The organism is Bartonella sp. TT67HLJMS (assembly GCF_042193375.1).
In the GTDB taxonomy this organism is placed as follows: domain Bacteria; phylum Pseudomonadota; class Alphaproteobacteria; order Rhizobiales; family Rhizobiaceae; genus Bartonella; species Bartonella grahamii.
Genome location: NZ_JBHILP010000015.1, coordinates 1 through 16440, shown reverse-complemented (window position 1 = coordinate 16440; position 16440 = coordinate 1). Strand labels below are relative to the sequence as shown.

The window sequence follows — 16440 nt, the reverse complement described above, 5'->3', positions numbered from 1 at the left end:
TCATGAGCAGGTTTTTAAGTTTAATTGCTTTATGGAGTACAAATCATTTTTTCCTTGGACAAAAAATTATATGAGATCTTTTTCATTGCTGATGGAGCTTAATAATTCCTTTTCGTGAAAGAAGCCCTGTTTTATAATGTGCAAATAATTGCAGCGCTCTCTGATAGAGGCGCGGTAGTTTGAAAAAAGTAATCTTAATTTGTGCTATTTTAAAATGAATCAATGGTTTTTTGCGTTCATTGAAAAAAACACATCCCGTAGGATATTGCGTTTCTACTTTATTGTAAAAACCTTATTCCATAGCTTTTATTAACGAATCTCTCACTTTAAAAATATATGGAAAATCAATAAGTTATTTGTGATAGAAAAAATGTGGCTCCCCGGGCCGGATTCGAACCAGCGACCAACCGGTTAACAGCCGGTTGCTCTACCGCTGAGCTACCGGGGAATGGTGCCCAATCATTTAGTTGAAAAGGCTATAGCAAAGCAATACTGATTTGCAAAGGATAAAATTACTTTTTTTAAAAAAATATGATAAATTGTGTAATAAGAGGAAAAAAGGCGAGAGAAGATTTCTACACCTTGACGGATGCGTTGCCTTCCCTTATTGAAACCTTTATGTTTGTTGACGAGGCCTCGTGGCGGAATGGTTACGCAGAGGACTGCAAATCCTTGTATCCCGGTTCGATTCCGGGCGAGGCCTCCAGCCGATTTTAAAAGAAACGGCTTTTAGGGGAGATGAGGTATAGGAAAATAGATTATTTCCCTCTATAGTTGTGAAGACACTTTTTTATGAGAGATCTACAGTTAAAATCTAATTGTTGACTGGAGCATCCTTTTTCGTAACGCTCATAGTTTAAGAGATCATTGTCGCTGTTTTGTTTATTTTTTGTAGGTTAGGAGAAAAGATTCGTTATGGTTGCAGATTTTGCTGAGCTTCGTCGCAAAATGGTTGACAATCAAATTCGTACAGTTGATGTAACGGATTTATCAGTTCTTGAAGCGTTTTTAACGGTATCTCGTGAGGATTTTGTATCGGAAGATATGAAAGTATTAAGTTATCTTGATACCGACATTGTTCTATGTCCAGTACAAGATGGGGTTCCTGCACGCTATTTGATGAAACCTGCATCTCTAGCGAAATTACTACAGCTTGCCGCTGTAAAATCATCAGATGTTGTTTTAGATATTGGTGCAAATAGTGGTTATTGTGCAGCGTTGCTTGCAAAACTTGCAGGGTCTGTGATTGCGTTGGAAAGTAATAAATCTCTTTTTGAACGTGCTCTTGAAGCTTTAGAACGTAATCAATGTGATAATGTGGTTGTCGTTCAGGGGCCATTAGAGAAAGGGTATGCCGTTGAGGGACCTTATGATGTGATTTTCATTGAGGGATCTGTTGATTTTATTCCACAAGGTATCTTTGATCAAATGAAAGACTGTGGACGTCTTGTTGTGGTTGAAGGGTACGGAAATGCTGCTGTTGCACAAATCTATATAAAAGAAGATGGAATCATTTCGGCACGTCGTGCTTTTAACCTCGCTGTAAAGCCTCTTCCTTGTTTTTTAAAAACACCTGGTTTTGTGTTTTAGTGCTTGTTTGTTTTGTGAATAAAAGATAATTTTGTAATTTATTTGGGGTTTGTTATTGTGTGTATTGTGTTTAGAGTAAACAAGAAGTTTCAGGTGTGTTTATTACTGGTGTTGAGTATTTTACTATCAGATACTGTTTGTGCTGAAACATTGATGGATGCCTTTTCTAAGGCTTATAAGCATAATGCTAAGTTGAATAGTGAACGTGCAGCTGTGCGTATATCCAGTGATGATGTTGTCATTGCGCGATCAGGGTTATTGCCTCAAGTTGAGGGGGTTGGGAGCTATGGTCGGAATAAGCCTTTTACAGGTCCTTATGTCACTTCTGGATCTATAGGCGTGAGATTAAATCAAAGATTATTTGATGGTTTTATCACGCAAAATATCTTTTCTTCAGCTCAAGTTAAGTTGCAGGCTCAGCGTGAATATCTTCGTAATGTTGAACAAAATACGTTTCTGGAGACAGTGACCGCTTATGCTAATGTCTATCACGCACGTCGTGTTGCCGATCTTCGGAGAGAAAATTTGGCAGCTCTTGAAGAACAAGTTCGTTCCAATAAAGCAAAATTTGATGTGGGTGAAGGAGGGCATGTTGATCTTGCTCAAGCTCAAGCTGCACGTTCCGTGGCTGTTTCAGAGCTGAGTCTTGCTCGTGCTGATGTAAAAGCAGCAGAGGCAGTGTATCGACAAGTTATTGGTTCTGATCCTGAAAAGTTAAAACGCCCACCCGTAGCCAAAGATTTTCCCGTCAACCTTGATATGGCTTACCAAATGAGCGTTGTGATGCATCCAGCAATCCTTTATGCTAAATATTTAGTCGATGCGAGTGTTTACAATGTAAAGGCGAAAGAAGGAGCATTGCTCCCTAAAGTTGATTTTTCTGCAACAGCATCTTATAATCGAATCTACAGCGGTGCTGGAGAGGATGGAGTTTCTAAATCAATAGGATTGTCAGTAAGTGTCCCAATCTTTGAAGGAGGGCGTACGTCTGCGCAAATTCGTCAATCAAGGGAACAGCTTGGACAGGCGCAGCTTCAACTCGATTTGGCGCATAGTAATACTAGGCAAGTACTTACTTCTGCTTGGTTTCAGTTAGAGGGCGCGCGCTCATCTGTTATTGCTTACCGTGAAAGTGTTCGTGCTGCTGAAATTGCTCTGAAAGGCCGTGTTCAAGAAAATCGCGTAGGGCAAGCAACGACGCTGGATGTTTTAAATTCTCGTACTCAATTGATTAATGCTCAGATTGCGCTTGCAATGGCGGAGCGTAATGCTGTTGTGGCAAGCTATAGTGTTCAATCTTCTATTGGTAGATTGACTGCAAATTATTTAGGTTTAAAAACAATTAAATATATCCGATAATGCATAAAAGTATCTCTTTAATCTTAAATTATTTTAGTTTTTAAAAGATTAGTAAATCAATAGTTGAATATGTTTAAAAATAGAACGGTGAGATGTTATTTTTATAAGTGTAGAAAATTGTGTGTAGCGCCCTCTTTATGACAAGCATATTTGAAAATATCGCGGGAGGCATGTTGATCTTATGATTCTTTTGCATACACTGAAAGTATGATTCTATTTGTTGTTGCGTCTTTGAGAGGTTGTAAAGTATGGTACAGAGTTCAAGCGTGTTACGTGAGCCAAGTATGGATGAAATTTTAACATCTATTCGTGAAATAATCGAAGAAAATGCGGTTCAATCTGATCACTTTTTAAATGAAGATGTTGCAGTGAATGCTTCGGAAGGTCGTTCAGAAGCTGCATCAGAGGGTATTTATGATACAACCTTATCGGTTGATGATGCTATGAAAGCTTTAGCTGATCGTATTGGTCTTTCTTCTGAAAATCAAGGGGGGAAGGTAACGCAAGAGAAAGAGGATATAGAGGCAGAAAATAATACAGTTGGTATGGATATGCAAAAGATGAAGCTTTCTTCTGAAGAACGGAATTCTGTTTATAAAGCAAAAGAATATGAAGATGAGATAAGGAAATCACAGTCAGAAGCTAGAGGGGATGGTCATGTGGAATTGTCTGCATATTGTATTTCTTCTGCAGAAAAGATTGCAAAGGATGTGTTGCGTCCGGCTATAGCAGAATGGTTACAGTCTAAATTGCCTATTTTGCTGGAAGATATTTTGCGTGAAGAGATTGTGAAAGCGATTAAAAAATCATCTTAATTATTCTTATGTTTTTCATTTTATGAGAATTTTGTTTGCGATTTTGCGAGCTCTCTAGTGAATGGCTGAAAATCACGGGTTTTTGATCGGGATTTGATCATGTATTGTGTTTTTCAGCGGCGTTATGGATGGATAGAATGTTAGAAAAAAACTATGATGCTGCCTCTATAGAGCAACGGGTTGCAAAGAGATGGGAGACTCGTGGGGCTTTTAAAGTGGGAGCTGGTTCTAAAAGCGATGCAGAGCCTTTTTGCGTTATGCTTCCACCTCCTAATGTTACGGGCTCACTTCATATGGGGCACGCGCTCAATACGACAATTCAAGATATAATAGTCAGATTTCAGCGGATGCGTGGCAGAAATGTCTTGTGGCAGCCTGGTATGGATCATGCTGGGATTGCTACACAAATGGTTGTAGAGCGTCAACTTGCAGAACGCCAAGAGCCAACGCGTCAAGAAATGGGGAGAGAAAAGTTTATTGAGCGTATTTGGGAGTGGCGTTATGAAACTGGAGGCGTTATTGCAAACCAGTTGCGTCGCCTTGGGGTTTCATGTGATTGGTCGCGTGAGCGGTTTACAATGGATGAGGGGTTGTCGCAGGCAGTTCGTGAAGTCTTTGTCACGCTTTATAAGCAAGGGTTGATATATAGGGATAAGCGCCTCGTCAATTGGGATCCTAAATTGTTGACAGCTATTTCAGATCTTGAAGTTGAGCAAAAAGAAGTTCAAGGACATTTGTGGCACTTTAGATATCCACTTGAGGGTAAAATTTTTGATCCAAATGATGCGACAACTTTTATAACAGTGGCGACAACACGACCAGAAACAATGCTTGGTGATACAGGAATTGCCGTTAATCCTGAAGATGAGCGTTATAAAAATCTTATCGGTAAAAATGCTCTTTTGCCACTTGTTGGTCGTAGATTATTAATTGTTGGTGATACGCATGCTGATCCTGAAGCTGGAAGTGGTGCTGTAAAAATCACACCAGCTCATGACTTTAATGATTTTGAAGTAGGACAGCGTAATCATTTACGCTTGATCAATATTTTTACCCAAAAAGCAGAGATTTTTCTTCGTGAAAATGAAGCATTTTTTGATGGTTTGATTTTATCAGATGAATTAAAAATGTTAGTAGAAAATCTCGATAAATCTGATCGTTTTGTTGCACGCCAGAAGATTGTTTCTTTGATGGAAGAACAGGGATATTTAGCCTCTGTGGACGATCATACCCATATGGTTCCTCATGGAGATCGCAGTGGTGTTCCTATTGAGCCGTTTTTGACAGATCAATGGTATGTTCATGCTGCTGAATTAGCAAAGCCAGCGATAGAGGCTGTTCAACAAGGCAAAACGCGGTTCGTTCCTGATAGCTGGAAAAAGACTTACTTCAATTGGATGGAAAATATTCAACCTTGGTGCATTTCTCGCCAATTGTGGTGGGGACATCAGATTCCTGCTTGGTATGGTCCTGATGGGACGGTTTTTGTTGAAAAAAGTGAAAAAGAGGCTTTAGATTCAGCTTATGCTCATTATGGTGAGGTTGTTGAATTAATTCGTGATCCGGATGTTTTAGATACTTGGTTTTCATCAGCTCTTTGGCCTTTTTCAACATTAGGATGGCCAAATAAAACGACTGAATTATCTACTTTTTACCCAACATCTTTGTCTGTGACAGGATTTGATATTATTTTTTTCTGGGTTGCTCGTATGATGATGATGGGACTTCACTTTATGGGTGACGTTCCTTTTCCAACGGTCTATGTGCACGCTCTTGTTCGGGATCAAAAGGGTGCGAAGATGTCAAAATCAAAGGGAAATATTATTGATCCCTTAGAGCTTATTGATCAATATAGTGCTGATGCGCTTCGGTTTACTTTAGCTATTATGGCAGCACAAGGTCGTGACGTAAAACTTGATGCTTCCCGTATTGCTGGTTATCGTAATTTTGCTACGAAATTGTGGAATGCTACTCGATTTGCACAGATGAATGGTGTGAAGCATGATCCAACTTTTAAGCCAGAACAAGCAAAACTGGCGCTTAATCGTTGGATTTTAACAGAGTTATCTAAAACGATTTCAGCAGTGACGACTGGTATTGAACACTATAAATTTAATGAGTCAGCTGCCACACTTTATCGTTTCATTTGGAATACATTATGTGATTGGTATTTGGAGCTTCTCAAACCTATTTTTCAGGGGGAAAATGAAGATGCTAAAAATGAGGCTCAAGCTTGTACTGCTTGGGTTTTAGATGAAGTTTATAAACTTCTTCATCCTTTTATGCCCCATATGACGGAAGAGTTGTGGTCTCTTACAGAAACGCAAGCCATCAAGCGTGAGGATATGCTCGCATTGACAAAATGGCCAGAGGAAACGTTGATAGATGAAGAAGCTGCTGATGATATTAATTGGCTTATTGATGTCGTTACAGGGATTCGGTCTGTACGTTTTGAAATGAATATTCCAGTGGCTACACAAGCACCTCTTGTTGTTGTTGAAGGAGGGGAAGTAACGCGAGAGCGTGTGAAGCGTTATGATGCACTTCTTAAAAAATTAGCGCGTATTGAAGTTATTGATTTCTCTGATAAAGTTCCGGAAGTATCGGCACAAATGATTTTGGGAGAGGCTATTTTTTGTTTACCATTAGGACAGTTGATTGATTTGGAAGCTGAACGTGTTCGTTTGAGGAAGGATGTCAGTAAAATTGAACAAGATATTGAAAAAATATCGCTTAAGTTAAACAATCCCAAATTTATAGCAAATGCAAAAGCAGAAATTGTTGAGCGTGAACGGAACAGGGTTGTAGAACTGCGTGCAGCGCAGAAGAAAATATTTGTTGCTTTAGAGCGGTTGGATTGATTTCAGCTTTTTATTTTTTGATGGATGATTTCATACCATTAGGGCTGGTGTAGATCTTCTTTAAAGAAGCTTTTTCTTTTATTAGTTTTTCATGAACGATCATAAAATCTCTACTGAAATCCATTGTTTTATGTTTATCATTAAAGGAATATCTTTTAAGGTACCCGAGCCTATTTCACGACGGAAATCATGAATGGTATAACGGTAAATCCATTGAGCTCCCCTTCTTTTCGCTTGTGAAGTAACAAGCGCTGACACCATCCCACCCAATCCGGACAAGGATTTGGCACTTAAGACCAGTCATGAGAGGCATTTTTAGTTCTTTCTTACACAGAGTTTTTATCCACATAGCTCTCTCTGCTTGTAATGTGCAAGCGGATGGTTTTGATTGATTCAACATGGAACAGGTTTTGAATGGGAGAATCTTACGATATTCTAGGGACTCATTCAACATGCAAAAAAGGTAAATTATGATTATAAATCAATATGTTGTTTTATTACTGTAAAACATCATCATTTAGAGTAGCAATATAAGGCATGTAAAATTACACATGTGGTATTTTTGTTTTATGTAGTGGTGAGTATTCTGAGGTAGGGCTTGTGTGTAAAGTATGAATTAACCCCATGTGAAATGATGTCAGGTGGAATCTGTTAAACAAAAAGCTGTATTGTTTATAGATTAATGGTGGCAAAAAAATTCATCTTTAAGGTGGTAAGGCAGTTGTGAAGTTATAAGTTAACGATCATCATTATATTTATTTATCTTTCGTATTGTTTTTTATGCTTAAACGCTTACCATTCATCATGTATTCTCTTCGTTCTCAAGTTGCTGTTTAATGCACGTTATTTTATTGAGCGATTTTTATTCATACGTATAAAATTTTAAAATCAATAAATCCTAGAATGTTAAAGTAGGTGTTACAAAATATAGGATGAGGATTTATATTTAAAAATCAATTTGTTATATATAAAAATGGATACTTAATTTTATCGAACATTTTGGATGGTTTTTATTTATTGATCTTTTCTTTTAAAATTTTTATTTTGAAATCGCGTGTGCTTTTTACTAAGAAAAAGGGTTTAAATATCTACAAAGAAATTTGTAACAGATATAATCATTAAAATTGAGATAGGGGGGGAAATGGTTAATAGGTTTCAGATATGGAAAAAAGCCACTATTGTTGTGATTTTAGGGGGATTTTTTTCGACTGTTTATGCAATAGATGTCAATAGCTTGCAAGAAGCGAATGATGGTGCGTTTTATTTTTTTAAACGTGGTATGTCTGCTTATAAAGATGGGCATATAAATCAGGCTATTGCAGCATTACGTCGTGCGGCTAAGAGAGGCCATATTGGTGCGAATTGGAAACTTGGCTCTATCTATGCAAACGGTGATGGTGTCCCTAAAAATGATTATAAGGCATATCATTTTTTTGCATATATTGTTGAAAAAGGTGCTGATCTTGGTTCAGAGGATGAAAGTTATGTTTCTGATGCATTGGTTAAACTTGCGGGATATATAAAAAAAGGTATTCCTCAATCACCTGTGAAACCTGATCCTTCTTATGCTGCTCATCTTTATATGCAGGCTGCGGTGAACTATGGAAATCCTAAAGCTCAGTATCATTTAGGAAAAATATTTTTAAAGGGAGAGGGAAGGGAGAAGAATCTTATACAAGCAGCACGATGGTTTCAACTTTCAGCAAAAAAAGGAAATCCTTCCGCCCAAGCAATGCTTGGAAATATGCTGCTTCAAGAAGGAAAAATTGTCCGTGGGGCAGCATTGTTAACTGCTGCCTATGAAAAAGCTAATGTAAAAGACAGAAATTGGATTCGCCCTTTGCAAGAACAGGCTTTTGCTCTTTGTAATGAATTTGAGAGACGTACAGCAATTTCACTGGTTGCTGATATTTTAAAAAATAACAGTTTTTAAACATCTGATTGTAATATTTTTACATTCTCTCATCCGTTATTAAACTCTACTGTCTTGTGTCTAAGTTTACAGTAGAGATAGCTTTTTGTGATAATATAACGGCTAATGACTTAAGATTTTAGACAAAAATTCTTGCGTTCTTGGTGTTCTCGCTTGTGGATCAGAAAAGAACTCTTTAGATGAACAGTCTTCAAGAATTGTTCCTTGATCTATGAAAATAACACGCTCCGAGACTTTTTGTGCAAATCCCATTTCATGGGTTACACAAATCATCGTCATACCTTCTTCTGCTAAGCTAATCATGACATCGAGCACTTCACCTACCATTTCAGGATCTAGAGCAGATGTTGGTTCATCAAAAAGCATGACAAGTGGATCCATAGTTAAGGCACGTGCAATAGCAACACGTTGTTGTTGCCCTCCAGAAAGTTGACCAGGATATTTATCTTTGTGTTCAATTAGCCCAACGCGTTCAAGATACAACAATCCACGTTCAAGTGCTTCTTTTTTGCTTCGTTTTAGGACTTTGATTTGCGCAATTGTCAAATTTTCTGTGACAGATAAATGGGGGAAAAGCTCGAAGTGTTGAAATACCATTCCCACCTGACTTCGCAATTTAGGCAGATTCGTTTTTTTTGAATGAACTGGTACTCCGTTAATCCAAATTTCACCTTTTTGAAAAGGAACGAGAGCGTTAATAGTTTTAATGAGTGTTGACTTTCCTGATCCTGATGGACCACAAACGACAACAACCTCTCCTTTATTAATGTTGGTTGTACAGTTTTTAAGGACTTTAATTTCGCCATACCAATTAGAAACATTTTTTATTTCGATCATATGAGTAGACATTTTTTTTCCTATTAGCGAATAATGGATACTTTTTTTTGTAAATACAAAACTATTTGTGACAGTGTAAAACAGATAACAAAATAGAAAACAGCTGCTAAGATATAAGCTTCTTGCTTTACACCAAAATTATTAGCAGCAATATCAAAACCATTTAAAAGACTGTTGCCACTGATTGCATAAACAAGGGTTGTATCCTGAAAAAGGATAATAACTTGTGTTAAAAAAACTGGTAGCATGTCCCTAAAGGCTTGAGGAAGAATGACAATGTACATACTTTGCCAATATGTCATTCCGAGAGCTTGTCCCGCATATTTTTGTCCTTGCGAAACTGAGTTTATGCCAGCACGCATAATTTCTGCAAAATAAGCCGTTTCAAATGCGGTAAAGGTAATGAGTGCTGATTTATTTGCACCGATGGATGTACCGGTTAAAAAAGGTAAAAGCACGAAAAACCATAAGATAACCATCACAAGTGGTATTGAACGCATAGCTGTTATGTAAACGATTGCAAACCAAGAAAGAAGTTTTATGGAAGAAAGGCGCATCATTGCTAAAAGGGTGCCGAAAACAAACCCCAATACCGTTGCAAAAAGAGTTAGAAAAACGCTAAAGAGCAAACCTGATAAAATGTAAGAACGAAATACATCAAAGGTAAAAAAGGAAAAATCAAAGTCGGAAAAATTGAAAGGAAAATAAAGTCCAAACTGAGAGCTTATGAAATTCATCATTTTCAATTTCCCTTTGTTTGAAAATTAGGAATTTTGAGTATTTGTTCAATGACTGTCATCACAATGAATACGAATAAGGCTATTAGAATATAAAGAATCGTAACAAGCAAATAGTTTTCGTAAACATGGCTTACCTCTTCAATTGCTTGGTATTGAAATTGCATGAGCTCATTTATTGAAACGGCGAATGCTATAGACGAATTTTTCACAATGCCCATTGCTTCTGAAGTAAGCGGCGGCATAATTGTACGTATAGCACGTGGTAGTATAATATAGCGATAACTTTGATAAGTTGTAAACCCCATTGCCATAGCAGCATAACGTTGTCCAGAAGGAATCGCTTCAATGCCTGAACGAACCTGTTCTGCAATGCGTGCAGATGTAAAGAATCCTAATGCGCATGTTATTAAGAGAATAGGGGAAAATTTCATTGCTGGTGGATAAATCTTAGGAACAACAAAATACCACAAAAATACTTGTACAAGGAGGGGAATATTACGCATAATCTCTACCCAAATAGCACCGATAGTGCGAAATATATAATTGATTATCGATGTTTTGGGTAAAGTGCGCATTGTTCCTATAATAACACCACACAATACAGCTAAGATAAGTGAAGTGATAGACAATATAACCGTATTTTTTAAGCCATCGAGAAGTGTATCTAAATAGGTATGACTCACGCCGGGAGTTCCTAGGCATCCTGTTACCAGTGTTTGGGTAAGGTCATCTCTACAAAGGAAAGAAAAGTCCATTAATTGATATTCCCTCAAATTAGTCATTCACAAATAGGACAATAAATTAAGCGCATCTACATAGGCTAAATTTATTAAAAAGTGAATTAAAATATAAACCACACTCAATTTTTAAAGAGTGTGGTTCTTCTTTATTAAATTTTATAAATCTTTCTCTGTGTAGCTTTCTCGAGGCTTATTATTTGGGTGATCCCAAGCATATCTTGTTTGTTTTGACAAGGGAAGGTTCATAACAGTGTTAGCAGGTGGAATCGGTTTCATAAACCACTTATTGTAAAGCTTTTCAAGTGATTCATCTTTAATCTGACGTACGATACTATCGTTGATTGTTTGTTCAAATTTTTTGTCATTTAATCTGAGCATACAGGCGATAGGTTCGACTGAAAGTACAGTATCAAGAATGACATAATCAGATGGATTCTTTGATTTAGCAATATGTCCAGCAAGAATTGAAGCATCCATAACAAAAGCATCTGCCTTACCAGATTCTAATAATAAAAAACTATCTCCGTGATCTTTCCCCTTTAAAACTTTAAACTGAATGTTTTTTGCACGTTTGTTTTTACGAATAAGTTGAACAGATGTTGTACCGGTGGTCGTTGCGACTGTTTTTCCATTTAAATCGTCAAGAGATTTAATGTTAGAGTTTTTCTTTACAGCAATCCGAACCTCTTCAATGTATGTCGTATAAGCAAATGCTGCTTCTTTACTGCGGGCAATATCATTTGTTGTTGAGCCGCACTCAAAATCATAGGTTTTATTTTTTAAGAGAGGAATTCTATTTTGAGAAGTGATAGGAAGATAATGAATTTTAATTGGTTTACCAATTTTTTTTGAGATATCATCAATGATACGTTCTGCCATTTCTGTATGAAAACCTACATATTTATTATTACCAAGGGCGTAGGCTAAACCAGATGATTCACGGACACCTAAAGTAATTTCCCCTGTTCGTTTTATTTTTTCAAGAGTATCATGTTCAGCATGCGCGACGCTTGTAAAACCAATGGCCGTTGCTGCAATAAACATTAATAATGATTTCTTCATTTATGTCCTCCATTCATTTATCTTTACTTTAGCTGTTTAAGATATACTGTTTACATGGTGTAGCATAGTTATTATTTTTGAGTGGAATTTTTTTGTTGTTTCATAATGGGGGGTGTACTTTCTTAATTGATATTAAGGTGAATCCAAACAGGAACGTGGTCGGATGGTTTTTGATATCCCCTTACTTCTGTTTGACTATGAGCGCAAATAAGCTGATCAACAGCTTCTGGTGATAATAATAAATGATCAATGCGAATCCCATTGTTTTTAGGCCAAGCACCCGCCTGAAAATCCCAAAAACTGAAGGAGGGAGTATCGGTGACATTCCGGATAGCATCGTAAAGACCTAAATTAAGAATACGTTGAAATACTTTTCTTGTTTCTTGAAGAAATAAGGCATCTTGATACCATTCTTGAGGTTTTTTTGCATCTAATGGAGCGGGGATGACATTATAATCACCCGCTAGAATAAGGGGTTCTTCATACGCAAGCAATGATTTTGCATGTGTATATAATCTTTCCATCCATTCTATTTTATAGGAATATTTTTCACTCTCAATAGGATTCCCATTTGGTAAATAGAGAGATGCAACACGAACAACACCTTTGTTTGTTGAATAAACAGCTTCAATGTAACGTGTCTGCTCATCATTATCATTGCCTGGTAATCGACGGATCACTTCATCTGGTGTTTTTTTAGAGAGAATCGCAACACCATTAAAACTTTTTTGTCCGTGTGTTTCTATATGGTAACCTAAATTTTCAATTGCATCGCGTGGAAAATTTTCATCAATACTTTTAATTTCCTGTAAACAGACTATGTCCGGCTGGCTCTGCTGCAGCCATTGACATAATGTTTCATGTCGTGCTTTTATTCCAGCAATATTCCACGTTGCTATTTTCATGGCGCTCATCATTAGATATCAAGTATGCAATTCAATTTACTGCATTCATGTTTTATTACAGTCACATTGCTGCTTTTTTATTTATAGGGATATTACTATGGTAAATTGATTTATCAAGAGTAGCGGTAAAAGCAAATTTAAAGTTCTAAAATTTAATTTATTTTCATTTTTAAAAACTTTCTGCTGTTTAGTTCTTGACGAATGTAAGTGTTCTCGCTATTAGAGGTGGACATAACCGATGTGGATATGATCAGGTGTTTTGGATATGAACCGAAAGATTATTCACAGGTGTTAAGAAGATTAAAAGCAAATGCTAGTGCAAAAGGCTATTGCCTTCTCTGCTTGTGGTCGGGTGAACTGTTTTTTTGCAGGTATGCCCGATTTTGTGTGTAGACTTAGATATCTGTTCCGATTCTGTTGGAGTAGATAGAAATGAAATAGAAAAGCCCGATTGGGTGAGACGAATGTAGATCGAAAAGAGGAAGGTTGCATGCCTACCGTAAACCAGTTGATTCGCAAACCGCGTGTAGCGCCAGTTAAACGTAATAAGGTTCCTGCTTTGCAGTCGAATCCGCAGAAACGTGGTGTTTGTACGCGTGTTTATACAACAACACCGAAGAAACCTAATTCTGCTCTTCGTAAAGTTGCTAAGATTCGCTTGACGAATGGATTTGAGGTGATTGGTTATATTCCTGGAGAGGGACATAATCTTCAAGAGCACTCTGTTGTGATGATTCGCGGTGGTCGTGTGAAAGATTTGCCAGGAGTTCGTTATCACATTATTCGTGGTTTGCTTGATACGCAGGGTGTCAAGAATCGTAAACAGCGTCGTTCAAAGTATGGCGCAAAGCGTCCAAAATAATATTGAGAGACAAAGCCAATGTCCCGTCGTCATAGAGCAGAAAAGCGTGAAATTAATCCAGATCCTAAGTTTGGTGATTTGGTTATTATGAAATTTATGAATGCCATTATGTTTGATGGTAAAAAATCAGTTGCAGAGCGTATTGTTTATGGTGCGCTTGATTCTGTAGAAAAAAGAGTAAAAACAGATCCTGTGGCTCTATTTCATCGGGCCTTGGAGAATGTTGCTCCTCATATTGAAGTTCGCTCACGCCGTGTTGGTGGTGCTACTTATCAAGTTCCGATTGATGTTCGTCCTGATCGTCGTCAGGCTCTTGCTATTCGTTGGTTGATTGCTGCGGCACGTGGTCGGAATGAAACGACGATGATTGAGCGTTTATCTGGTGAACTGATGGATGCGGCTAATAATCGCGGTTCTGCCGTGAAAAAGCGTGAAGATGTTCATCGTATGGCTGAGGCTAATCGTGCTTTTTCTCACTATCGCTGGTAGAAGTTTTAAACTAAGGCAAATATAATGGCTCGCGAATATAAAATTGAAGATTATCGTAATTTTGGTATTATGGCGCATATTGATGCTGGTAAGACTACGATGACTGAACGTATTCTTTTCTATACCGGCAAGAATCATAAAATTGGCGAGACCCACGATGGTGCTTCTACGATGGATTGGATGGAGCAGGAACAGGAGCGCGGTATTACGATTACGTCTGCTGCGACAACGACGTTTTGGGAAGGGCGTGACGGTCGGAAGCGTCGCTTTAATATTATTGATACGCCAGGGCACGTTGATTTTACGATTGAGGTTGAGCGCTCTTTGCGTGTTCTTGATGGTGCAATAGCTTTGTTGGATGCAAATGCTGGTGTGGAGCCTCAGACGGAAACTGTTTGGCGGCAAGCTGAGAAATATCGTGTGCCTCGTATGGTTTTTGTTAATAAAATGGACAAAATAGGAGCTGACTTCTATCGTAGTGTGGAGATGGTTGGTTCTCGGTTGGGTGCTAAAGCGCTTGTTTTGCAGTTGCCGATTGGTGCTGAAAATGACTTTGAAGGCGTTGTTGATCTTGTAGAAATGAAGGCTTTAAAGTGGGATGGTTCTATTGGTGCCTCGGCGGTGATAAGTGAAATTCCCTCTGATTTAAGAGAGAAAGCTGAAGAATATCGCGAGAAACTGATTGAGATGGCTGTGGAGGTTGATGAAGCTGCGACAGAGGCTTATTTAGAAGGTGTTATGCCAACCAATGAACAGCTTGTTTCTCTCATTCGTAGGGGGACAGTAGAAGTTCAGTTTCATCCGGTTCTTTGTGGTACAGCTTTTAAAAACAAGGGAATTCAGCCGCTTTTGGATGCTGTTGTTTCTTATCTTCCTTCTCCAGTTGATGTTCCGGCAATTAGTGGTATTGATGTGAAGACTGAGACTGAGACGACACGCGAATCTTCAGATGATGCTCCACTATCTATGCTTGCTTTTAAAATTATGAATGATCCTTTTGTTGGTTCGTTGACGTTCTGTCGTATTTACTCAGGTAAAGTTCAGAAAGGTATTTCTCTTGAGAATACTGTGAAAAAGAAGAAAGAGCGTTTGGGGCGTATGCTTCAAATGCATTCAAATTCTCGTGAGGATATTGAAGAAGCATTTGCTGGTGATATTGTTGCTCTTGCAGGACTTAAAGAGACGACAACAGGTGATACTCTTTGTGATCCTTTGAAGCCTGTTATTTTGGAAAGGATGGAATTTCCAGAGCCTGTTATTGAGATTGCAATTGAACCGAAAACAAAAGCAGATCAAGAAAAAATGGGTATTGCTCTTAATCGTCTGGCAGCCGAAGATCCTTCATTTCGTGTTAAATCGGATGAGGAATCTGGTCAGACTATTATAGCTGGAATGGGTGAGCTTCATCTTGATATTATTGTTGACCGTATGCGCCGTGAATTTAAGGTTGAAGCAAATGTTGGGCAGCCTCAAGTTGCTTATCGTGAGTCAATTACTAAAATGGCGGAAATTGATTATACGCACAAGAAACAATCGGGTGGTGCCGGTCAGTTTGCTCGTGTGAAAATTGTTTTTGAGCCTCATGATGGTGATGACTTTATTTTTGAGTCGAAGATTGTGGGTGGTGCTGTTCCTAAAGAATATATTCCCGGCGTCCAAAAAGGGATTGAAAGTGTTATGGGGTCAGGTCCTCTTGCGGGCTTTCCTATGCTTGGTGTAAAAGCAACACTTATTGATGGTGGCTATCACGATGTTGATTCTTCGGTTTTGGCTTTTGAGATTGCTGCTCGTGCAGCTTTTCGTGATGGAGCAAAGAAGGCTGGTGCACAGCTTCTTGAACCGATCATGAAGGTGGAAGTTGTTACACCAGATGATTATGTTGGTGATGTTATTGGTGATCTCAATTCTCGTCGGGGACAGATTTCGGGAACTGAAGCGCGCGGTATTGCAACGGTTGTGAATGCGATGGTTCCTTTGGCAAATATGTTTGGTTATGTGAATACCCTTCGCTCTATGAGTCAGGGGCGTGCACAGTACACAATGCAGTTTGATCATTACGAGCCTGTACCTTCGGCTGTTGCTTTGGAGATTCAAAAGAAATACGCGTAATTTCAGGTTGGTAATTAATTTTTAACTTAGTCCTTGGCTTGGACGGAAAATGGAGAGCTCAGATGGCGAAGAGCAAGTTTGAACGAACAAAACCGCATGTTAATATTGGTACGATTGGTCACGTTGATCATGGGAAGA

General features: G+C 38.2%; 13 protein-coding genes, 2 tRNA genes and 1 pseudogene. 10 read left to right on the top strand and 6 right to left on the bottom strand.

What is annotated here, in order from left to right; genetic code table 11:
* Positions 1–373 precede the first annotated feature (373 nt).
* Positions 374–448 (bottom strand) — tRNA-Asn (locus ACFIJQ_RS08235).
* Positions 449–632: 184 nt separating this feature from the next.
* Here ACFIJQ_RS08235 and ACFIJQ_RS08230 point away from each other — a divergent pair.
* The 6 genes from ACFIJQ_RS08230 (at position 633) to ACFIJQ_RS08205 (ending at position 8558) form a co-directional block, all read left to right on the top strand.
* Positions 633–706: transfer RNA gene (locus tag ACFIJQ_RS08230), tRNA-Cys, on the top strand.
* Positions 707–915: 209 nt separating this feature from the next.
* On the top strand, positions 916–1590 hold the full coding sequence (locus ACFIJQ_RS08225) for a protein-L-isoaspartate O-methyltransferase (protein WP_273788546.1): 675 nt from the start codon (positions 916–918) through the stop codon (positions 1588–1590).
* Between the two features lie 108 nt (positions 1591–1698).
* Positions 1699–2949, top strand: coding sequence for a TolC family outer membrane protein (locus ACFIJQ_RS08220; RefSeq protein WP_375629781.1), 1251 nt, complete (start codon positions 1699–1701; stop codon positions 2947–2949).
* A 248-nt stretch (positions 2950–3197) separates the two neighbouring features.
* A complete protein-coding gene (locus ACFIJQ_RS08215; RefSeq protein WP_273788547.1) occupies positions 3198–3764 on the top strand; it encodes a DUF2497 domain-containing protein in 567 nt (188 codons plus the stop codon).
* 137 nt (positions 3765–3901) lie between these two features.
* Positions 3902–6625, top strand: a complete 2724-nt coding sequence (locus ACFIJQ_RS08210) for a valine--tRNA ligase (protein ID WP_273788556.1) — start codon at positions 3902–3904, stop codon at positions 6623–6625.
* 1141 nt (positions 6626–7766) lie between these two features.
* Complete coding sequence (locus tag ACFIJQ_RS08205; protein WP_375629756.1) at positions 7767–8558, top strand: tetratricopeptide repeat protein; 792 nt, start codon at positions 7767–7769, stop codon at positions 8556–8558.
* A gap of 102 nt (positions 8559–8660) precedes the next feature.
* Here the strand turns inward: ACFIJQ_RS08205 and ACFIJQ_RS08200 are convergent, their stop codons facing one another.
* The 5 genes from ACFIJQ_RS08200 to xth all read right to left on the bottom strand — a co-directional run bounded on the left by ACFIJQ_RS08200 (position 8661) and on the right by xth (position 12842).
* Positions 8661–9407, bottom strand: coding sequence for an amino acid ABC transporter ATP-binding protein (locus ACFIJQ_RS08200; protein ID WP_015856594.1), 747 nt, complete (start codon positions 9405–9407; stop codon positions 8661–8663).
* 11 nt (positions 9408–9418) lie between these two features.
* Positions 9419–10135, bottom strand: coding sequence for an amino acid ABC transporter permease (locus ACFIJQ_RS08195; protein WP_273788550.1), 717 nt, complete (start codon positions 10133–10135; stop codon positions 9419–9421).
* Between the two features lie 2 nt (positions 10136–10137).
* Complete coding sequence (locus ACFIJQ_RS08190) at positions 10138–10890, bottom strand: amino acid ABC transporter permease (RefSeq protein ID WP_273788551.1); 753 nt, start codon at positions 10888–10890, stop codon at positions 10138–10140.
* A gap of 141 nt (positions 10891–11031) precedes the next feature.
* The gene (locus tag ACFIJQ_RS08185; protein ID WP_273788552.1) at positions 11032–11937 is read right to left on the bottom strand and encodes a transporter substrate-binding domain-containing protein; all 906 of its coding nucleotides are present in this window, start codon (positions 11935–11937) and stop codon (positions 11032–11034) included.
* Between the two features lie 122 nt (positions 11938–12059).
* Positions 12060–12842 (bottom strand): exodeoxyribonuclease III, encoded by a 783-nt coding sequence (xth, locus tag ACFIJQ_RS08180; RefSeq protein ID WP_015856590.1) that lies wholly within the window; start codon positions 12840–12842, stop codon positions 12060–12062.
* Positions 12843–13332: 490 nt separating this feature from the next.
* On the opposite strand from xth, the gene rpsL reads away from it, so the two are divergent.
* The 4 genes and pseudogenes from rpsL to ACFIJQ_RS08160 all read left to right on the top strand — a co-directional run.
* Positions 13333–13704, top strand: coding sequence for a 30S ribosomal protein S12 (gene rpsL / locus ACFIJQ_RS08175; protein ID WP_005773262.1), 372 nt, complete (start codon positions 13333–13335; stop codon positions 13702–13704).
* Positions 13705–13722: 18 nt separating this feature from the next.
* Entirely contained in the window at positions 13723–14193 is a 471-nt protein-coding gene (gene rpsG, locus ACFIJQ_RS08170; RefSeq protein ID WP_015856589.1) for a 30S ribosomal protein S7, read from the top strand.
* Between the two features lie 24 nt (positions 14194–14217).
* Complete coding sequence (gene fusA, locus ACFIJQ_RS08165; protein ID WP_015856588.1) at positions 14218–16302, top strand: elongation factor G; 2085 nt, start codon at positions 14218–14220, stop codon at positions 16300–16302.
* A gap of 62 nt (positions 16303–16364) precedes the next feature.
* Positions 16365–16440, top strand: a pseudogene (locus tag ACFIJQ_RS08160) (elongation factor Tu); the annotation flags it as partial.